Origin of the sequence: Microbulbifer agarilyticus S89, assembly GCF_000220505.1 — a bacterium.
Lineage (GTDB): Bacteria > Pseudomonadota > Gammaproteobacteria > Pseudomonadales > Cellvibrionaceae > Microbulbifer > Microbulbifer agarilyticus_B.
On sequence record NZ_AFPJ01000015.1, the window covers coordinates 1 to 20,477 of the forward strand.

A 20,477-nucleotide genomic window follows, 5' to 3' on the forward strand; every position below is an offset into this window, starting at 1 on the left:
GACCGACCGTACGGTCGCCTTTTTTTATATATCGTCCAAGTCCGAGGGCTTCGCCCAACTCCCAGGTTCGACTCGGAGGTGGCAAAGCCACCGTAGAGCAGCGACCAAAGGGAGCTAATCCTCTCGGGTGACCTCCTTTATATGCCATCCAAATCCGAAGCCTTCGCCCAACTCCCAGGTTCGACTCGGAGGTGGCAAAGCCACCGTAGAGCAGCGACCAAAGGGAGCTGATCCTCTCGGGTGACCTCCCGCGTCCGGTCTGCCCCGCCACAAGCACCAAGCCCTACCTACTCGCTCGCATACAACTCAGCCTCAGCCTCCTCAGACGCACTGCGCTCGGCGAGAATTTGCACCTTCATTCGCTGCAACTTCTGCTCTACCTGCTGGTCCGTCAGGTACATATGCTTGCGGCTACTCATAGTGACTGGTGGAATAGTGCCATCAAACTTCGCCGCCAGGTTAGCCATTGGTGATTCGCGCAGGCGCAGGAACTTATACCCGAGAATCGCCGACTTACCTCGGGCAAGACGCTCGGCTTGTGCCTCTACAGACTCCTGTGCCATCTCTAGCAAGCCCTCTTTGCGCACCGCCGGTGAAGTCGAGTGAATAACATTCACCTTGCCATCTTCTTCCACCTTGATGATACCAACGTGACTGATCCAGGCATTGTCACTATTGCCGCGTACGAAGTTCACGAAATCACCGGTTTGCAAGTGTGGGCTTATTTGCGCGATGTGTTCATTGCCAATATACACTTCATCAACGGACACATTTTCAGCGGGCACATCTATGCCAAACCGACTGGCAAAAAATCGCTCTTTATTAATCACCTGCTGATAGCGTTCTGTTACCTCTTCGCCTACAACACCACTAATATCTTCAACCAGCCACGCGTTGTTGCGGTTCCAGTCGTATTCCGTGTAATGGTTGCGCGTGACGACGCCAACCTCGCCGTGCTTGTAACGGAGATGTTGCAGCGTGGTAAAAAAATCGCTCCAGTTGTCAGACAGGCCCATGGCATATGTATGCTCAACAAATACCACGCAGTCGCTCTTGCCCAACTCAAACAGTGGCTGGGCATCATATGGCTCGACGGGTCCTTCGCCCAGCAGATAAAGCTCGTACGGCTGCCCAATATTTTTCTCGGCGATCAAACCAATGCGCTTGCGCAAATCAGGTTCGAGCTTGTGTAGCACACGTAGATACTGGTCGGTCTGTCGTGGCGATAGCTCATAGAGCTGGGATTCTTTGATAAAGCTGTATTGCTGCTCAGAAATACCAACTTCCGCAGCCAGCTCTTTTTCCTCAACACTGAGGTGAACCCGTTCAGCCTTCTCAGCACAACCACTGAGAAGTGTAGCTACAGCAACACCAGCTAATAGAGCCTTGCCAAATCGTTTCATAACTTGATTACGTCTGCTTCTTAAAAATTTTTATTGGGCACAAAAGGAGGACAGATCCAGAGCTCTAAAGGTGGACTAAGCCCATTCGTAAGTGATGCCAGGAGCGACTTTCGCCAACCTTCCACCTGGCCTGAGACTGTAGCAAGCAGCCACATCTGCCAAGGGTCTTGAGTGTATGATAACCGGGCGTCGGTAGCGAATCTCACTTGGGTAGCACACCACCCCACGCATAGTCATCGCTCTTTCGCACGAAGTTACGCGAGGGTATCAAATCGATCTGCGTTCATTACCTTTACCCACGCGGTCACGAAGTCCTGTACAAATTTTTCCTTATTGTCGTCTTGTGCATAGACTTCCGCATAAGCGCGCAGGATAGAGTTTGAGCCAAACACCAGATCCACCCGCGTTGCGGTCCACTTCACCTGATCGGTTTTGCGGTCACGAATTTCGTACAGGTTTTTACCAGTGGGTTTCCAGGTGTTCGCCATGTCGGTAAGGTTGACGAAGAAGTCATTGCTCAGCGCACCTTCGTGATTGGTAAAAACCCCGTGTTTGCTGCCGCCATGATTGGTGCCGAGGACGCGCATTCCTCCGAGCAGCACGGTCATCTCGGGTGCGGTCAAGCCCATCAGTTGGGTGCGGTCTAGCAGCATCTCTTCAGGCTGCACTGCGTAGTCTTTTTTGAGCCAGTTGCGGTAACCGTCGTGCAACGGCTCAAGTACTTCAAAGGCTTCCACATCGGTCATTTCTTCGGTCGCGTCCCCGCGGCCAGGTAAGAAAGGTACGGTGATATCAAAACCCGCCGCCTTTGCCGCTTGCTCCACGCCTAAGTTACCCGCCAGCACGATCACATCTGCGATACTGGCTCCGGCCCCACTGGCGATTGGCTCTAGTACGGACAAGACTTTCGCAAGACGCTCTGGTTCGTTGCCGGCCCAGTCTTTCTGTGGCGCTAAGCGAAGACGCGCGCCGTTGGCACCACCGCGCTTATCCGAACCCCGAAAGGTGCGCGCGCTATCCCAGGCCGTGGCCACCATATCTCCAATACTCAGGCCACTGGCAGCGATCTCCGCTTTGACGGCATCAGCATCGTAGTCGGTGGTACCAGTGGGTACCGGATCCTGCCAGATCAGGTCTTCCTTCGGCACATCCGGACCGATGTAGCGCGCTTTGGGCCCCATATCACGGTGGGTGAGTTTGAACCAAGCGCGGGCGAAGGCGTCGTCAAGGGCAGCCGGGTCCTTATAAAACTTCTCAGAAATTTTGCGATACGCCGGGTCCATCTTCATCGCCATATCGGCGTCGGTCATGATCGGGCTCGTGCGGACGGAGGGATCTTCCACATCCACCGGCTTGTCTTCTTCCTTAATGTTGACCGGCTGCCACTGCCAGGCACCAGCCGGGCTTTTTTTCGGCTCCCACTCATGATTGAGCAGCATGTCGAAATAACCACTGTCCCACTCAGTAGGATTAGTCGTCCAAGCGCCTTCCAATCCACTGGTCACGGAGTCGCGGCCGATACCACGCTTGGTCTTGTTTACCCAGCCGAAACCCTGGTCTTCCACTGCACCTGCTTCTGGTTCAGGACCGAGTAGTGCGGCATCGCCATTGCCATGGGCTTTACCGACAGTGTGGCCACCGGCGGTCAGTGCCACAGTCTCCTCATCGTCCATGGCCATGCGCGCGAAAGTCACGCGTACATCGTGTGCAGTTTTTACAGGGTCCGGATTACCGTCGACCCCTTCCGGGTTCACATAGATCAGCCCCATCATTACGGCCGCCAGCGGGTTTTCCAGATCACGCTCACCAGAATAGCGGCTGCCTTTGCTGCCAGTTGGCGCCAACCACTCGCGCTCTGATCCCCAATAGGTATCGATTTCCGGACCCCAAATATCCTCCCGGCCGAAGGCAAATCCGTATGTTTTCAGACCCATGGATTCATACGCGACTGTGCCGGCATAGGCAATCAGATCGGCCCAGCTCAGTTTATTGCCATATTTCTTTTTAATCGGCCACAGCAGGCGGCGCGCCTTATCAAGATTGCCATTGTCTGGCCACGAGTTCAGCGGTGCAAAACGCAGGTTACCGGTGCCCGCGCCACCGCGACCGTCGGCAATTCGGTAGGAGCCTGCCGCATGCCAAGTCATGCGGATCATCAGGCCACCGTAGTGGCCCCAGTCCGCCGGCCACCACGCCTGGCTGTCGGTCATCAGGGCATGTAAGTCTTGTTTCAGGGCATCGAAATCAAGAGTCTTCACCGCTTCCCGGTAATCAAAGTCTGCGGATAGTGGATTGGTTTTGCTGTCGTGCTGATGCAGGATGGCGAGGTTCAGAGCCTTGGGCCACCAAGCCATTACCGAATCACCGCACTCGGTCATACTGCCGTGCGCCACCGGGCACTGGTTGGCGGAAATCGTATTGCTGTCTGTCATGGTTCACTTCCCGTTATCTGTCGATTAACACGCAAGCCTCTTTGGCTTTTGTCCTGGAGCTAACAGCAGCTCGTCAGCACCTCTACAACACCTCTTCAGCATTTGAGCGCGACTAAAGTTTGTCTTATTTGGACACTTACCTTTCTATAACATGTGGCACTGTCTGCTGTACCACCTGTTAGCAATTGGCGATTAGTGAGGCGCCAGAATTTTGGAATAGGTATCCCATATTCAGATCCAAAAGCGCAGTCTGCACAGAATGACTGGCAGGCTCCGATTAAAAAAAGTCCATATCGACTGCGGAGGCGGGTAGCAATCATTACTTCCACCGAGATAGACAATATGCTGACGCGCGATTCGGCCAAAGTACTACTTGCTGAATTCTGTTGGGCGCTCCAACTCATAAATAGAATCAGCCAACTCATCTACCTTCTTGGCGAACAGTGCCTGGGCGTCGTAGAGACCACGGTTATAGAAATATGCTCCGATCTCTTCAGCGAAGAAGTTGATAAGAAACTCTGCGTCGAAATTTCCGATATCTTGATCCAGCTCCTCAGTAAAGTAGAGCTTTACTTTTTGGATAATCTGCCGTTTTTCTTCTTCAGAAAATTTTAGTTTTTCCATTTTTCCTTTTTTATATCGATCAAACCAACCAACAGGCAGAAATCAATTGAAATTATCCAGACTTCAGTTTCTACAACAGGCGCACTGCATATACGTGAATAATACCGATATCCCATCGTGGACGATATTGATCATTAACGGATTTTTTTCTAGCAAATAAACTGGTAAATTACTTGGCAATAACAGCCGTCAGAGCCCGCCAATATAAATAACAAGCCCCTACGCCAGAGAGAATATGTAATAAATTCAACTACATATGAGGCGTACCGTGTTCAAACATATTTCTCTGTGGCGCAATAGCGCACCGCCAGTTACTTTATTTATCGCCCTTTTTGGAAGCCAGGCGGAAGCTGCTGTCGATTGTTCGGCGATGGCCGACTATAGCCTCGATGCGGTCACGACCGGCGAACACGCATGGCACAACGGCGCACCCTGGGTCGAGCTAAATTCGCCCGAATAGCTATCGTTCTTTTTATGCGGAAATTTTACGACGAATACACTGTGGGCCACTTCGTCGGCCCACAGTAAGAGGTCACACTTTTACGGCAATATCGTTTCAACAGACTCCGTCTTGGGAAAAGGTACTTTTTTTCCCGAGAACACTTTACGCAGCAATGGCAGGCCGCGGCGTAAACCCAAGATGCTCTGTGCGGTAATCACACCGCCAAACATGGCACCACCGACGCCACAGCTGACGATGTCCTGCCCGGTGAGGTACAAACCCCTGATGCGGGTTTTCGGTCGCAGCCAGCTCTGCTGCCAGCGCGATGGCCCATGTTGCAAGCCGTAGATTTCGCCACTGCCGTAGGCACAGAAGTGCTTTGTCGATAGTGGGGTGGACAACTCGTAATAGTCGATCTTGTCATGCAGATGTGGGAAATGGGTAAACAGTTTCTCTAGCATACGGTGGCTGAATTTTTCTTTTAGCGCTTCGTATTCTTCACCGCGCTTGCCCCAGGTTTCCTCTTCCCATTTTTTGAACCATTCGTAGCGCGCCGGGGCTACGATTTCGATGGTGGCGCGGCCAGGGTAGCGACGCAGGAAATCGGGATCTTTTGCCGAGGGAAATGAGATATACGCGAGCGGAAAGTCCGCCGCCATATCTTCCATAAATGCCTTCATGTCACGATCGTAATCCGCGCTGCTATATACCCAGTAGTTCGTTTTGGGGAGGCCGAGTTCCTCGGCGGTGTGTTGCAGGCCGATATACAGGCACAGATGCGACATGGAAGGTTCCACTGACTCAAGGTCCCGGTCGTAGCCCGCGCGCTCGGATGCACTGTGTGGTAACAGTCGCTCGAAAGTGTTGAATACACCGGCACCGGAGATAACGATGGGCGCCTCGATTTCGGTGCCATCTTTCATGCGCACGCCGCGCGCGCGATTGCCATCCAGCAAAATGGTTTCGACTTCCGCGTAGGTAAACACCTCGCCGCCGGTAGCCTGGATCTGTGGAATAATGCTTTCGGCGATACGGCTGGAGCCACCCACCGGGTAATAGGCTCCGTGCAGATAGTGGCGGGCGATCATCGCATGGATCACAAAGCTGCTTGCCGACGGTGGCATGCCATTGTCACCCCACTGCCCGGCCAGTACCGCAATCAATTCCTCGTTGCTGGTCAGCTCCAGCAGGACTTCGCGCGTGGTTTTAAATACATAATCGGGCAACCGCCAGCGGCGCAGAGCACGCATCATTGGCCCACACCAGCGCGGCAATACCTTTTCCGTCACCAGCATCGGCATAAAGCGGCTGGCCTCCGCCAAGCGCTTGAGATACTCGCGCAACGCGGCCTCTTCGTCGGGGAAACGCTTGAGCAGCTCCTGTACAAATTCCTCGCGGCCGGCCACCAAATCGGCCTGTTTATCACCGTGAATAATCCGGTCGTAGGCTGGATCCATGGGCGCCCACTTCAGGGTGCCCGCAGAGAGAAAATCGTATAGGTGACGGCTCATGGTGGGATGAGCGCCCACGTCGCCAATGTAATGCACCCCCACATCCCATTCATAGCCATTGCGATCATAGGCGTGGGTCATGCCACCGGCGGTGTAATGCTGCTCCAGTACCAGTACCTTTTTGCCGCTGGCACTGAGCAGAGTGCCGGCAGTCAACCCACCGATACCGGAGCCGATGATGATGGCATCGTAGGGGCCGTTGAGACGGCTGGGACGATAGCGCCGACCGATGCGCAGCCGGCTAGGCTTGAGGGCCGATTTGGCTGTGGATTCGGATCCGGGAGCAGGTGAAGGGGGCTCAGATGGCTGGCGTTGCACGGTCGTTTCCACGGCGGTGGACCTCTGCATGATTATCGTTATTTGTTCCCTACCTTAGTCATTGACCAGGCGCGCTGCAATGGCCGCTTCCTATCAGCGGCCTTGGCCAATTACATGCGAATGGTCACCACCGCGGTAGCATCGTGGTGAGCTGCGCGAGCCGGTCTTCCTGCTTTACGAAGTCGAGTAGCGCCTCTGCGACCGGGGAAATTGGCCGGCTGCGCGAGCGCACCAGAAACCAGTTGGTCTTGATCGGCAGCTCTTCGACATCGAGCACCACCAGGCCGGACGAATCACCGACGCTCAGGGCGTGTTCAGACAGAATCGACACGCCCATACCCGACATCACCATATGCTTGACGGCCTCATTGCTCTCAATGGTCATGCGTATGTTGAGGTCACAGTTGTGCTTTTCCATGTGGCGCTCGATGGCATAGCGGGTGCCGGAGCCCTGTTCGCGCATCAATACCGGTGCGCGGGCAAATTCCTGCAGTGGTATGCGCCCGGCCTGGCTCAGCGCATGCCCGCGTGGGGCAATCGCCACCAAGTTGTTGGGCAGGAATTCCGTGAGCAGGTATTCCGTCTTCTTGGGTGGATGACTGAACACACAGAAGTCGTCGATGCCCTCGGCCATACGTTGGGAGATCTGCTCGCGGTTGCCCACTTTCAGTTCCACGTTGATATCCGGATACAGCTGGCAGAAATCGCCGATCAGGTGCGGGATAAAGTACTTGGCGGTGGTGACCACGGCGATTCGCAGGGTACCGGCGGTCAGCCCGCGCATCTTGGTGAGGTTCATATCCAGGCGTTCAAAGCACGAGAGGATTTCCCGCGCACTGGCGACCACGGCAAGGCCCGCATCGGTGAGCTGTATCTGCCGCCCGACCTGGAAATACAGCGGCATCTCCACCGCTTCCGCCAGCTTGCGTAACTGCATGGATACCGTTGGCTGAGTAAGGTGCAGGGCTTTGGCGGCAGCCATTACGCTGCCGTGATCCTTGAGTGCGCACAGGATCTCCAGCTGGCGGATGGTCCCCACGCGAGCGTGTAATCGACTCATCGAAGCAGTTCCCTCGGTCTAGATGTATAGATAAATATCTAATTAAACATTAGATAATATCTATTTTTGCTTATGCATGACAGCCCACATAATTGCCCCCAATTCGTATCAGACACACCTCTCACAGGGTGAATCAACCAACTAAAAGGGTAAGCAACATGCAAAAACAGCAACGGATGTTTGGTCTTTTCTGCGGCGCCACGGTCCTCGGGCTTGGCACTGCACTCGCCTCTGCCGGTATTACCGGTTGGGCGCTGGCAGCGGTCGGGGTCGGCCTGTGCCTGCTCAACCTCGCCGACCTGATTGTCCCACTGGTCAAGCGCGCCCGTGCACTACCGGCGCGACTGCCCAATCTCTCCAGCGCCCCGGCGACCAGTGAAGGTGCGCGCTAAATGGCCATCGATATTGTTGTCGCTTTCTTCCTGTTCGGTATGGCCGCCACCCTGATTGGCGGCCGTATCGACTTTCCCCGCGGGCTGTACCAGGGCCTGACCCTTTTCCTGCTGCTGGCGATTGGCCTGAAGGGTGGCGTTGCCTTGAGCGAACATGCCAGTGCGACGCTCATTCCCCAGGCACTGGTGGTACTGCTGCTGGGCCTGATTCTGCCGTTTATCGCCTACCCCATCCTGCGCAAATTTGGGCAGTGGGACCGTACGGACGCCGCCGCAACGGCTGCGCATTATGGCTCCGTTAGCGTCGGCACCTTCGCCGTCGCGGTCGCACTGCTGGAGAGCCGTGGCATTGCCTACGAGGCCTACTTCCCGCTGTTCGTGGTGCTGCTTGAGGTACCCGCCATCGCTCTAGGTATCTATCTCGCCACCCGCCGCGGCGCCGAGGCATCTGCACTCAACTGGCGCACCCTGCTGCTAAACCAGGGCTGCGTTTTGTTGCTCGGTGGCCTGCTGATTGGTTGGCTGGCCGGTGTCGAGGGCAGCGCTAAGGTCATGGCGATGTTTAGCACGGCATTCCATGGCGCTCTGGCCTTGTTCCTGCTGTATATGGGTTGTCAGGCAGCCCGGTACTTCCCGGAGGTGGTGCGCAACGGTGCCTTCCTCACCAGCTTTGCCATCGTCATGCCGCTCATCGGCGCGGTCATCGGCGGGTTGCTTGCGGTAGGCATGGACTTCTCCACCGGCGGTGTCGCGCTGCTGGCAACGCTCGGTGCCAGTGCGTCGTACATCGCGGCACCGGCAGCCCTGGGCGTCGCCCTGCCAAAGGCGAACCTGAGCCTGCCACTCACCGCATCACTGGCGATCACCTTCCCGTTCAACGTATTAATCGGGATACCAATCTATCTCTCGCTCGCAACGTATATACACACGCTGTTCGCGTGAGCGATGGCACAATAATGCGCTGAATCAACGCGCCTCTATCTGGAAAAATAACACGATGAGCCCCGCGCGCCGGTGTGCGCCCGGGGCGATCATGGAGGACAAGCAGCAATGACTGCTGTACGAAAACTGATTGAACACGAATCATTCGGCGGGATACTGCTGGTGTCCGCCGCCGTCATCGCCATGCTTCTGGCAAACTCCGCACTGCAGGGTTTTTACTTCGACGGGCTGAACACCACCGTTGCCGTCATTTTTGGCGACTTCGCCATCCAGAAACCGCTGTTGCTGTGGGTCAACGACGGACTTATGGCGCTGTTCTTTCTTCTGGTAGGCCTGGAAATAAAACGCGAAGTCCTGGAAGGCCACCTGTCTTCCAAGGATCAGGTGATATTGCCCGGCCTCGCGGCCATTGCAGGCATGGCGTTCCCGGCACTCATCTATACCGCAATCAATTTTGATAACCCGGAAACCATGCGCGGCTGGGCGGTACCCTCGGCAACCGATATCGCCTTTGCCATCGGCGTATTCACCTTGTTTGGCAAGCGCCTGCCGGTCAGCCTGAAGCTGTTTCTGCTGTCGGTGGCTATTTTTGATGACATCGGTGCCATCCTGATTATTGCGCTGTTCTACAGCAGTGACCTGTCCATGGTTTCGCTGGGGGTCGCGTCCGCAGGTTTCGCGGCACTGTTTATGCTCAACCGGTCGCGCGTTACTAATCTCGCCCCCTATGTGCTAATCGGCATCATCATCTGGATTGCGGTGCTCAAGTCTGGTGTGCACGCGACGCTCGCGGGCTTCCTTACCGCCTGGTTTATCCCGCTGCGCGTCAACCGCGCAAAGCCCCGTGTGCCGCTGCACCGGATGGAACATGGCTTGCTGCCCTGGGTAACACTAATGATCCTGCCAGTATTTGCCTTTGCGAACGCCGGCGTCTCCCTGAGTGGTTTTTCTATCGAGCGTTTGCTGAACCCGGTCACCCTTGGCATCGCCCTCGGATTATTTTTCGGTAACCAGGTGGGCATCTTTTCCACCGCCTGGCTCACCGTGAAGAGTGGTCTCGCGCGGCTGCCGGCTGGCGCCAACTGGATACATGTTTACGGTGTTGCCCTGCTGTGTGGTGTCGGATTCACCATGAGCTTGTTTATTGGCACCCTGGCGTTTGAGGGGTATCCCCCTTCCTACCAAGAAAATGTGAAAGTGGGTGTACTGCTTGGATCCTTCCTGTCAGCAGTAGCCGGTATTGCGGTGCTTTACTACTCCTGCCGAACACCGGCAGAAGAGGGTGCCGCACCGAATGAACAGCGCGCCGGAATGTTTCAAGCATCATCCGCTGGCAAAGCGTAATCGTAGATACAGGTGGAGGTCGCTGAATTACGAAGTCAGGCACTGACAAGGAGCCAGCACCCTACTGACTGCTGACCTGTTTGCGCCTGCTTCGCCACATTAAGCTTTTACTGTGTAAGTGCGGCTCTTCATTCTGAAAGAGCCGTGGAAGGAGGCAATATGAATCTGCAGATCATCTCGCTGGAAGGACAGACGTACTTGGTTAACACCGTAGATGAGAACGGTGTTCATCCACTTGAGGGTCGCGATCACCGGCCTCTGCGATTCCATTGCCTTGAGGAGATCAAGGACTACGTCAACCCCCGTGCTTACGACGAAGTCTGGCTTGAGCAGCGCACTCCCTACGAGGAAATGTGCGGGCTCGGCGACGATACGGGTCCGCTCAAGGTCCAGTTACATTGGAATTAGTACATTGGAGCTAGAACAATGGAGCTGGGCACTCACAGCCAGAAAAGTTGTTGAGTCGGGTCTGAGGTATTCCAGCAGGACCGGGCCCGTGCCCCCGCAGTACCGCAACGGCACGGAACCTTCCCTCCCGCTCCGTGCCCCTCGATCAGCCGCTCACTCTGCTGTATTGATTTCCAGCCAATTCTGGTTCGCCTTGCTGATGTTGCCGGCGGTATCCCGCTCCCAGATTTCAAAGGACTTCGCGTTGTTGTTCAGATACAGCTTGCCGTCGATGATGACCCAGCTGTCTGGCCGGGGGGGAGCTTCGAACCCTTTGGACATGGCGTAGGCACAGTGGCCTCCATAGGCGGGCACGTACTTTGCAGGGTCTGCGGCGAATAGATTACGGTTTTCCCGAGAGGCGAAACGCCAGGTCACATCACCCCATTCATAGGTGATATTAGCTAACCCCTTAACCGCTTTTTCGCCGGGTTTCAGGCTGTAATAGGCCACCACATCGGCGCCCTTGAGCGCATCGCGGAAAAAGTGTGAGTAGACATTCTTGTCGGCGGAGATCACCGCTGACTGAACAGGGATGGCTTTGGGCTGACTGTCATCCGCCAGAGCAACTGCGGAGGTGAACCCTAAAAGGACGGCGAGAGCGGTACGAAGCAACATAAAACATCCTTGAGTATGTGTTCAAAGTATTTTTATAGGCCTTGGGTACGCAACTAGATCACCCAACCTGAGTGTACGGGAAAAGCCTGCATTGGCTACAGGGCCACAACCGGTTTATTGGCACTATTGGCCCATCAGTGGACAGTTTCGGTAATACGAAGGCCTGTTACGACAGGAGGAGTAGCATCTTTGTATATTTTTAAGGCGCCTTGGGCCCGGGGGACGGTCAACACCCGTAATCCGCTCGGCGGGAGTCGCTACCTTTTGCTATACCTAGCAATTGAATGACAAGACCGGTATTTTCTGTGCTTAACGCGGAACTTTTTGCGCCGGTCTGATGTATAAATTCTGACCAACTAATAAATTCACGAAACTCAAACACAAAATAAGCACAGGTTCCCCGAGAACCATTGAGGACTAAATAATGTTTCCCCAACTGCATCTGAAACGCAGCCGTATCTGGCAACTTGCGCCGGTACTGGCAGCACTGCTAGCGCTCGGCGGCTGCGGCGCCTCCGATTCAGGCTCCGAGACCAGCAAGCAAGCGGCGGTCAAATTAGACCCGACCAAACTGGCAGCCGACCAAACCCTGGTGCGCGGTGGCGGCTCAGAACCAGAAACCCTCGACCCGCACAAGATTTCTGGCACTCCCGAATCGGCCATCTTGCGTGACCTGATGGAAACACTGGTTATTGCTTCGGCCGACGGTGGTGTACGCCCGGGCGTTGCCGAAAGCTGGACCACAGAGGACAACCAGCATTACATCTTTAACCTGCGCAAGGATGCCAAGTGGTCGAATGGTGATCCGGTAACGGCCGAGGACTTTGTCTATTCGTGGCGCCGAATTCTGGATCCCGCTACAGCATCCAAATACGCCTGGTATCTGGCCGCCGGCAAGGTGAAAAATGCCCAGGAAATTACCGAAGGTAAACAGCCACCAGAAAACCTCGGTGTTGAAGCGCTGGACGCACATACTCTAAAGGTTTCTTTGCAAGCGCCGGTCCCCTACTTCATCTCTATGCTGGTGCATGCTTCCACCTCGCCGGTGCATAAAGGCACCGTTGAGCAGCACGGTGACCAGTGGACCCGCGTTGGCAACTTTGTTGGCAACGGTGCCTTCCGGCTGACCGAGTGGGTGGTGAATGAACGCATCGAATATGTGAAAAATGAGCACTACTGGGATGCCGACAATGTGAAGCTGCAAAAAGTGCGCAACTTGCCAATACAATCACCGAATGCTGAGCTGAAACGCTACGAAGCGGGCGAGATCGACTTCACTTTCGAAGTGCCCATTGAACATATCAATCGTCTACGCAAAGAGCGTGCTGATGAAGTAAGAACAGCGCCGTATATCGGAACCTACTATTACGAATTCAACACCACCCAGCCGCCGTTTAATGACTCCCGCGTGCGTCGTGCACTTGCCTATGCAATCGATCGTGAAATCATGGCCAACAAAGTGATGGGCCGCGGCGAGAAGCCATCATTCCACCTGACTCCAGGAATCGTAACAGGCTTTGATGCCCCGCCCACCGCATGGAGCCAGAAGACTCAAGCTGAGCGAGTCGCCAAGGCAAAAGAGCTGCTGGCAGAAGCTGGCTACAACGAGCAGAATCCGCTTAAGTTCAGTGTGCTCTACAACACCAATGACAACCACAAAAAAGTGGCTGTAGCGATTACCGCTATGTGGAAGCAAACTCTTGGCCATGTGGATGTGACGCTGGAAAACCAGGAGTGGAAAACCTACCTGGACACCCGCGCCAATACCGACTTCGACATCGCCCGCGCCGGCTGGATCGGTGATTACAATGAACCATCCACCATGCTGAAGCTTCTGTTAACCGACGGCGGCAGCAATTACGCAAAATACAGTAATCCGAAGTATGACGAGCTGTTTGCGAAAAGTGCGAAAGAGATCGATGTGACCAAGCGTGCGGAATACTACGCCAAGGCCGAAGAAATTCTCGCGCAGGATATGCCAATCGCCCCAATTTACCAGTACGTGACCCAACACCTGGTGAAGCCGCATGTGGGTGGATATGCACCCGATCCACTGGACAACTACTACTCCAAGGACATGTGGATCATCGAACATTAATTGATAAAAAGCCCGGGAACGCTTTGCCGCTCCCGGGCTTTGTCAGTTCCAGGGAAGCCAAAAGTTCCCAAGAGGTATGGAAGCGCTTCAGAACAAGTAGGTTCCAAACTAAAGCTATAACAGAAGACGCTTATGTTGAGTTTTATTGCCAAGCGGGTGTTGGAAGCCATTCCCACACTGCTTATTTTGATTACCGTCTCTTTCTTCCTGATGCGCTTTGCGCCGGGAAATCCCTTCTCCGCCGAAATTGCCATGACACCCGAAGTCATGGCAAATATCGAAGCCAAGTACGGTTTTGACAAGCCCGTACATGAACAGTACTTCACTTACCTCGGCAACCTGCTGCAGGGCGACCTGGGGCCGTCGTTTAAATACAAAGATTTCACCGTGAATGAGCTGGTCGCCCAGGCACTACCGGTATCGGTGAAGATCGGCCTGTTTGCCTTTACTGTTGCGGTCACCTTCGGGGTGACGTTTGGCACCATCGCCGCACTGCGCCAGAACACCTGGATCGATTACACGATTATGACCAGCGCCATGGCCGGCGTTGTGATTCCCAGTTTTGTGCTGGCGCCGCTACTGGTTTTGATCTTTGCCATTGGGCTCGAATGGCTACCCGCAGGTGGCTGGCATAATGGCGCAGCCCCATATGTTGTCCTGCCAGTTATCGGCATGTCCCTGTACTACATCGCCTCTATTTCACGGATTATGCGCGGCAGCATGATCGAGGTGCTGAATTCCAACTTTATTCGTACCGCCAAGGCCAAAGGCCTGTCGATGCCTTACATCATCGTGCGCCATGCCCTGCGCCCGGCGATTCTGCCGGTGCTTTCCTATCTCGGCCCAGCACTGGTGGGCATCATCACCGGCTCGGTCGTGATCGAAACCATCTTCGGCCTGCCTGGTATTGGCCAGCTGTTTGTGAACGGTGCGCTTAACCGCGACTATTCCATGGTGCTGGGTCTCACTATTCTGGTGGGGGCGTTGACCATTACTTTCAATGCGATTGTCGACATCCTGTACGCAGTGGTCGACCCAAAAATCCGCTACTCATAAGAGGCTTACGAGATGTTATCCACTACAGCCAATAAAGAAGCGGTTGAGAATTTTTCCGAACAGCTGGAGGTCAAGGGCCGCAGCTTGTGGGACGATGCCCGCCGTCGTTTTTTCAATAACCGCGCCGCGCTGACCAGCCTGGTTATTTTAAGCCTCATCACCCTGTTTGTTGTTGTTGGCCCCATGCTCAGCCAGTTCGCTTTCGACGAAGTAGACTGGGGTGCGATGCACGCGGCGCCGTCGCTGGCATCCGGGCATTATTTCGGTACCGACGCCCTCGGCCGCGATCTGTTTGTGCGCATCGCCATGGGTGGACAAATTTCACTGATGGTCGGTGTCCTGGGTGCCCTGGTAGCGGTGTTGATCGGCACCCTGTACGGCGCCACAGCCGGTTTTGTCGGTGGCCGTACCGACCGCGTGATGATGCGTACCCTGGAAATCCTGTACTCCTTCCCGTTCATGTTCTTCGTCATCCTGCTGGTGACGTTTTTTGGTCGCAACATCCTGCTGATCTTTATCGCCATTGGTGCGGTGAGCTGGCTGGATATGGCACGTATCGTGCGCGGCCAGACACTGAGCATCAAGGGCAAGGAATTTGTCGAGGCGGCCACGGTTTACGGTGTGTCCAAGTGGGCGATGATCACCCGACATATCGTGCCCAATGTGCTCGGTATTGTTGCGGTATATGCGACCTTGCTCGTGCCGCAAATGATCCTGTTTGAATCTTTCCTCAGCTTCCTCGGTCTGGGTGTTCAGGAGCCAATGACCTCCTGGGGTTCCCTGTTGAACGAAGGTGCGCAGACCATGGAAATTGCCCTGTGGCAATTGATGGTGCCGGCCGTATTCATGGTCACCACCCTGTTCTGTTTTAACTTTATCGGCGACGGCCTGCGCGATGCGCTGGACCCGAAAGATCGCTAAGGAGCTGCGCCATGACTTTATTGAATGTGAAAGACCTGCGCGTGGAATTCACCACGCCGGAAGGGGCGGTGACTGCCGTCAACGATCTGAATTTTTCGCTCAATGCCGGCGAAACCCTGGGTATTGTTGGTGAGTCCGGCTCGGGTAAAACCCAGACCGTGTGTTCCATGATGGGCTTGCTGGCCAAGAATGGCATCGTCAGTGGCAGTGCCAAATTCAAGGGACAGGAAATCCTCGGCTTGCCGGAGCGCGAGCTCAACAAAATTCGTGCAGAAAAAATCGCGATGATTTTCCAGGACCCAATGACCTCGCTGAACCCCTATATGAAAGTGGGTAATCAGCTGGCTGAGGTTCTGGTGAAGCACAAGGGCATGAGCAAGAAAGAAGCGCTCGCGGAAGCTGTGCGCATGCTGGATGCGGTAAAAATTCCCGAAGCGCAAAAGCGCCTCAACATGTATCCGCACGAATTCTCCGGTGGCATGCGCCAGCGGGTAATGATTGCCATGGCCTTGTTGTGCAGCCCGGAACTGCTGATTGCCGACGAGCCGACCACGGCTCTGGACGTTACCGTACAGGCACAAATTCTGGCACTGCTGAACGAGTTAAAGCGCGACTTCAACACTGCCATTATCATGATCACCCACGACTTGGGTGTCGTTGCTGGTGCTTGTGACAAGGTACTGGTGATGTACGCCGGCCGCACCATGGAGTACGGCAGCGCGGATGATATTTTCTATCGCCCGACCCACCCCTACAGCGAAGGCCTGCTCAAAGCCATTCCGCGCTTGGACAGCGCGGGAGAAGAACTGCCGACCATTCCCGGCAACCCACCCAACCTGCTGAACCTCCCTAGCGGCTGCCCGTTCCAGGAACGCTGCCACCGGGTGCAGGACCGCTGCCGCCAGGAGGCACCGGCACTGCACAATTTTGATGCCGAACGCCTGCGTGCCTGCCATGCAGATGCCAATCAGATTCTGGAGGCCAGCTAATGACTATTGCAGAGAAAGAATTACTGCTGGATGTGCAGGACCTGAAAGTCCATTTCCAGATCAAGAAAGAAAATGCCTGGCCCTGGACCAAACCGGCCGACCTGAAAGCGGTAAACGGTGTCGACCTGCAACTGTATGCGGGTGAAACCCTGGGCGTGGTGGGTGAATCTGGCTGTGGCAAGTCCACCCTGGCCCGGGCGATCATCGGCCTGATCAAGGCCACCGAGGGCAATGTGCTGTGGTTAGGCAAGGATCTCACCGAGCTGGACGACAAAGCCCTGCGCGCGACCCGCTCGGATATCCAGATGATCTTCCAGGATCCGCTGGCCTCCCTGAACCCGCGTATGACCATCGGCGATATTATTGCCGAGCCCCTGCGCACCCTGCGCCCGGATATTCCCAAACAGGAAGTCAGCGACCGGGTACAGGCGATGATGATGAAGGTGGGGCTGCTGCCCAACCTGGTCAATCGCTACCCCCACGAATTCTCCGGCGGCCAGTGCCAGCGTATCGGCATTGCGCGCGCGCTGATTCTAGAGCCGAAGCTGATCATCTGCGATGAGCCAGTATCTGCACTGGATGTGTCCATTCAGGCCCAGGTGGTCAACCTGCTCAAGCAGCTGCAGCGGGAAATGAACCTGTCGCTTATCTTTATTGCGCACGACCTGTCAGTGGTAAAACACATCTCCGACCGCGTGGTGGTGATGTATCTGGGTAATGCCGTGGAAGTGGGTTCCGCAGAGGCTCTGTTTGCTAACCCCCAGCACCCCTACACCCAGGCCCTGATGTCGGCGGTACCGATCCCCGACCCAAATGTGGAGAAGAGCAAAGAGATCCAGCTGCTGGAAGGCGAGCTGCCATCCCCCATTAACCCGCCCAGCGGCTGTGTGTTCCACACTCGCTGCCCGCATGCGGACGCAGGATGCGCCGAAGAAATTCCCAGCCTTCGTGGCAGCATGGAGCACCAGAGTGCGTGTCTGCGCCTGGAGGAGTTACAAGCGGGATAAAATAGTACGGCCGCGCCATCATTGGCGCGGCCTTACTACCACAGACGATTTTTCTGCCGGCGTCAGTTGGCACCGAACAAACCTACCTAGAAATTGACGTGCAAACCGCGTTCGTAAATTGCTACGGTCAAGTCACCGGCTTGCTCGCGCAACACAGACAGTTCGGCATTCCCCTGGCTACGCCAGAACGCTTTCGCACGACTCTCACACGGGAAGCGCGTCAGCATGACCACGTCGGCACCAGACTGGCCACCGTGTAACACCGCACTGGGGGATTGCTGCGTCAGCACCTGACCATCGAAGTCTTCCACCTGCTCGGCGTATGCCATGCGGTAACTGGCGAGCGCATCATCGCTACGCAGTGAGCCAGTCTGTACCAGATAGGCAGTGCGCTTACAGCTGTTGCTGTAGCCACTCTGGCCAGTTTCGGTCACATTGATCGACACACACCCGGTGAGGCTGGTGAAAATTGCGGCCAGTAACACTGCTCGAGTCATCATGGTTTCTCTCTAATTCCTACAAATGGATGAAATTGACCATTTAGACGCGGGCCGACGGCAACTGGATGCAGCACGCCGCGCAGTGGAGCTTAAAAATGCGTATCGATGTGCGCGGCAAATCGTTTGAAGTCGTTTTCAACATCCGCATTTTTCATCACGTCATAACACGCAAAGGTGGCAAGAGGTTCCATGCCGAAGAAGCGGAAGTTCATATGCATGGGGAAGAACAAATCATCCACGCCTTTCCCCTGGAATAAGTACTCGCTGGCATCATTAAATGCCTCTTCCGGCGCATTAAAAGTGAGCGACAACATGTACTTTTTGCCGGTCAGGGTACCGCCCGCACCGTAATTCTTTTTCGGCGCATCATGGTGCCGACCGTCGCCCTCGCACAGGGCGCCGGACATACCCGCGGTGTACACCTCGTCCATGTATTTTTTAAACTTCCACGGCACCCCCATCCAGTTCACCGGTGTTTGCAGCAAGACCACATCCGCCCACTGGTGACTTTCCAATTCTGCGTCTACATCCCAGCCATTATCGACCTCCACCAGGCGTACCGCGTGCCCTTTGGACTGCAGCTGCTCGGTAGCGCGACTGACCAGTGATTCATTCAGACGCCCTTCCGCGAACGGATACTTCTGATGTGCATTGATGATAAGAACTTTTTTCACCGTGACCTCCCGTTGCTCAACCCCGATATTTAATCAGGTTACTAATGTATACCTGGAATACTATGGTAACCTTAGTGCGCGGTTCAATTAGTTACTTTTTGGTTACCTGGAATCGCTTCGTCCCACAGCCGTATGCAGACCAAAACGGCGCGAACAATCAGTCAGATCTGGGAGGTACCGGCATGGCGCCAACGGGAAGTATCCGTATCGAAACCGACGAGCGCGGACGCAAGCGCAGTATTGCGCCCTGCATGGAGCCCTGTGCAATTGAAAAGGGAATGCGTCTGATCGGAGGCAAGTGGACCGGATCCATCATTTACCACCTGAAAGATGAGCCAGTGCGGTTTAACGATCTAGTGCGAATGCTGGGCGGGGCGAGTAAGAAAATCATCGACCAGCGGTTAAAGGAATTGGAGTCCCGTGGCATGGTCATTCGCAATGTAATCAGCGAGCGACCAGTGGCAGTCACCTACGAACTTACCGCCTTCGGCCGCAGCGCGCTGGACATACTGGAACAGCTGCGCGCCTGGTCAGAGAGCAACGCCGTTACACTGTGAGAACCACCTTACCCATGGAAGTGCCACTGCGCAGGCACTCGATGGCATCGTGGGCCTGCGCAAAGTCGTATTCATGACCGACATGGGGTGCAGGCAAATCCAGGCTTGCGCAGCCGCTCAACAGCTCATCGAACAGGGCCTGTTCCTGCCACAGCCAAATCAGGTTAAATGCCAGCACCGATTTGTTGGTGCTGATCATATCCATCACGTCATAGCGCGGACGCTTCAGGTACAACCAGGCTGCTTTCAGCCAATTGGGTTTATCCCCGGGGGTGAACTCCGCCGCACCGAAGACTACCAAGCGTCCGGTGGGCGCGAGCGCCGCAAAGCACTGCTGCTGAAGCTTGCCACCAATTCCATCGAGAATGGCATGCAGTGGTTGGCCACTCAACTGCAGCTTTAACTGATCGGAGAAATGCTCGCCGCGCACAATCACATCGGAAAAACCCTGCGCGGCAAGAAATTCGCGTTTGTTTTCCGCACTCACAGTGCCGATGGGATTGGCCCCCATCTGTGCAGCCATGCGCATCGCCTGCAAGCCAACTCCCCCCGCGGCACTTTGGATCAGCACCTGCTGTCCCGGCCTTACGGCCGCAAGGTCGGTCAATGCATAGTAGGCCGTGAGGCTCTGGGCTGGAAAAGCGGCGCCTTCGGCAAAACTCCAGGTATCCGGGATCTTGCGGCAGTGTTGTGCGGGAACATCGATCACGGTGGCATAGCCACCAAAACGGGTACAACCGTATACACGGTCGCCCAACTGCAGATCTGTTTGCGTATCTGCGGCCACTTCACTTACCACGCCGGAAAATTCCAGGCCGGGGATAAAACTTCCCTCCGGGGTCGCGGAATACAAACCGGTCAGTGCAAAAATATCTGCGAAATTAAGCCCGACGGATTTGACTGCCACGCGCACCTTGCCACTGGCGAGGGGCGCAAGAGGCTCTTCTATCAGCCGAAGACTGCTGATCGCACCGGCCTTGTGTGTGCGCCATACGTGCCGGGTTTGCTCCATCTGCTATTCCTTAGTTTTATTTTCCAAGCCCCGCTTGGGATCGGTGCCGCGAAGTCTTGAGATTGGTATAAGAGAGTAACGATATTCCGGGGGCAAGCGCCAGCGAACTGTGTATGGCTCACCGGTCGAT

Annotated in this window: 20 protein-coding genes; 11 read left to right on the forward strand and 9 right to left on the reverse strand. The window is 55.3% G+C overall.

Features of this window, described 5'->3' with window-relative positions:
• Positions 1-287: 287 nt before the first annotated feature.
• The 3 genes from AS89_RS16930 to AS89_RS0104795 all read right to left on the reverse strand — a co-directional run bounded on the left by AS89_RS16930 (position 288) and on the right by AS89_RS0104795 (position 4,459).
• Positions 288-1,403, reverse strand: a complete 1,116-nt coding sequence (locus tag AS89_RS16930; protein ID WP_010131255.1) for an N-acetylmuramoyl-L-alanine amidase-like domain-containing protein — start codon at positions 1,401-1,403, stop codon at positions 288-290.
• Positions 1,404-1,657: 254 nt separating this feature from the next.
• Positions 1,658-3,835: a catalase/peroxidase HPI gene (gene katG, locus AS89_RS0104790; protein ID WP_010131256.1), complete on the reverse strand. Its 2,178-nt coding sequence runs from the start codon at positions 3,833-3,835 to the stop codon at positions 1,658-1,660.
• Between the two features lie 369 nt (positions 3,836-4,204).
• Positions 4,205-4,459, reverse strand: coding sequence for a DUF2164 domain-containing protein (locus AS89_RS0104795; RefSeq protein WP_010131257.1), 255 nt, complete (start codon positions 4,457-4,459; stop codon positions 4,205-4,207).
• A 268-nt stretch (positions 4,460-4,727) separates the two neighbouring features.
• Here AS89_RS0104795 and AS89_RS0104800 point away from each other — a divergent pair, with 268 nt between their 5' ends.
• Positions 4,728-4,919 (forward strand): hypothetical protein, encoded by a 192-nt coding sequence (locus AS89_RS0104800; RefSeq protein ID WP_138976367.1) that lies wholly within the window; start codon positions 4,728-4,730, stop codon positions 4,917-4,919.
• 80 nt (positions 4,920-4,999) lie between these two features.
• Here the strand turns inward: AS89_RS0104800 and AS89_RS0104805 are convergent, their stop codons facing one another.
• A complete protein-coding gene (locus tag AS89_RS0104805) occupies positions 5,000-6,760 on the reverse strand; it encodes a phytoene desaturase family protein (protein WP_010131259.1) in 1,761 nt (586 codons plus the stop codon).
• Between the two features lie 94 nt (positions 6,761-6,854).
• Positions 6,855-7,790: a LysR family transcriptional regulator gene (locus AS89_RS0104810; protein WP_010131260.1), complete on the reverse strand. Its 936-nt coding sequence runs from the start codon at positions 7,788-7,790 to the stop codon at positions 6,855-6,857.
• Positions 7,791-7,948: 158 nt separating this feature from the next.
• Between AS89_RS0104810 and AS89_RS0104815 the strand changes: the two genes are divergently transcribed.
• The 4 genes from AS89_RS0104815 (at position 7,949) to AS89_RS0104830 (ending at position 10,876) form a co-directional block, all read left to right on the forward strand.
• Positions 7,949-8,182, forward strand: a complete 234-nt coding sequence (locus AS89_RS0104815) for a hypothetical protein (protein ID WP_010131261.1) — start codon at positions 7,949-7,951, stop codon at positions 8,180-8,182.
• Positions 8,183-9,124 (forward strand): sodium-dependent bicarbonate transport family permease, encoded by a 942-nt coding sequence (locus tag AS89_RS0104820; RefSeq protein ID WP_010131262.1) that lies wholly within the window; start codon positions 8,183-8,185, stop codon positions 9,122-9,124.
• 108 nt (positions 9,125-9,232) lie between these two features.
• Positions 9,233-10,468, forward strand: a complete 1,236-nt coding sequence (nhaA, locus tag AS89_RS0104825) for a Na+/H+ antiporter NhaA (RefSeq protein WP_010131263.1) — start codon at positions 9,233-9,235, stop codon at positions 10,466-10,468.
• Between the two features lie 159 nt (positions 10,469-10,627).
• Positions 10,628-10,876, forward strand: coding sequence for a DUF6482 family protein (locus tag AS89_RS0104830; protein WP_010131264.1), 249 nt, complete (start codon positions 10,628-10,630; stop codon positions 10,874-10,876).
• Positions 10,877-11,029: 153 nt separating this feature from the next.
• Here AS89_RS0104830 and AS89_RS0104835 read toward each other — a convergent pair whose 3' ends face one another.
• Positions 11,030-11,533, reverse strand: a complete 504-nt coding sequence (locus AS89_RS0104835) for a YHS domain-containing (seleno)protein (protein WP_010131265.1) — start codon at positions 11,531-11,533, stop codon at positions 11,030-11,032.
• Between the two features lie 424 nt (positions 11,534-11,957).
• On the opposite strand from AS89_RS0104835, the gene AS89_RS0104840 reads away from it, so the two are divergent.
• The 5 genes from AS89_RS0104840 to oppF all read left to right on the forward strand — a co-directional run bounded on the left by AS89_RS0104840 (position 11,958) and on the right by oppF (position 17,604).
• Positions 11,958-13,631: a peptide ABC transporter substrate-binding protein gene (locus AS89_RS0104840; protein WP_010131266.1), complete on the forward strand. Its 1,674-nt coding sequence runs from the start codon at positions 11,958-11,960 to the stop codon at positions 13,629-13,631.
• A 132-nt stretch (positions 13,632-13,763) separates the two neighbouring features.
• Positions 13,764-14,687 carry an oligopeptide ABC transporter permease OppB gene (gene oppB, locus AS89_RS0104845; protein ID WP_010131267.1) on the forward strand — a complete coding sequence of 308 codons (924 nt, stop codon included), beginning with the start codon at positions 13,764-13,766 and terminating at the stop codon, positions 14,685-14,687.
• Between the two features lie 12 nt (positions 14,688-14,699).
• Positions 14,700-15,608, forward strand: a complete 909-nt coding sequence (oppC, locus tag AS89_RS0104850) for an oligopeptide ABC transporter permease OppC (protein WP_010131268.1) — start codon at positions 14,700-14,702, stop codon at positions 15,606-15,608.
• Positions 15,609-15,619: 11 nt separating this feature from the next.
• Positions 15,620-16,597: an oligopeptide ABC transporter ATP-binding protein OppD gene (gene oppD, locus AS89_RS0104855; protein WP_010131269.1), complete on the forward strand. Its 978-nt coding sequence runs from the start codon at positions 15,620-15,622 to the stop codon at positions 16,595-16,597.
• On the forward strand, positions 16,597-17,604 hold the full coding sequence (oppF, locus tag AS89_RS0104860; protein ID WP_010131270.1) for a murein tripeptide/oligopeptide ABC transporter ATP binding protein OppF: 1,008 nt from the start codon (positions 16,597-16,599) through the stop codon (positions 17,602-17,604). Before oppD ends, oppF begins: the two co-directional genes overlap by 1 nt.
• 86 nt (positions 17,605-17,690) lie before the next feature.
• Here the strand turns inward: oppF and AS89_RS0104865 are convergent, their stop codons facing one another.
• Both AS89_RS0104865 and AS89_RS0104870 read right to left on the reverse strand, forming a co-directional pair.
• Entirely contained in the window at positions 17,691-18,104 is a 414-nt protein-coding gene (locus AS89_RS0104865) for a DUF1330 domain-containing protein (protein ID WP_029249794.1), read from the reverse strand.
• An 89-nt stretch (positions 18,105-18,193) separates the two neighbouring features.
• Positions 18,194-18,778 (reverse strand): NAD(P)H-dependent oxidoreductase, encoded by a 585-nt coding sequence (locus tag AS89_RS0104870; RefSeq protein ID WP_010131273.1) that lies wholly within the window; start codon positions 18,776-18,778, stop codon positions 18,194-18,196.
• A 182-nt stretch (positions 18,779-18,960) separates the two neighbouring features.
• Here AS89_RS0104870 and AS89_RS0104875 point away from each other — a divergent pair, with 182 nt between their 5' ends.
• A complete protein-coding gene (locus AS89_RS0104875) occupies positions 18,961-19,335 on the forward strand; it encodes a winged helix-turn-helix transcriptional regulator (RefSeq protein WP_029249795.1) in 375 nt (124 codons plus the stop codon).
• Here AS89_RS0104875 and AS89_RS0104880 read toward each other — a convergent pair.
• On the reverse strand, positions 19,325-20,347 hold the full coding sequence (locus tag AS89_RS0104880; RefSeq protein WP_010131275.1) for a zinc-binding dehydrogenase: 1,023 nt from the start codon (positions 20,345-20,347) through the stop codon (positions 19,325-19,327). The genes AS89_RS0104875 and AS89_RS0104880 overlap by 11 nt on opposite strands.
• Between the last annotated feature and the right edge of the window lie 130 nt (positions 20,348-20,477).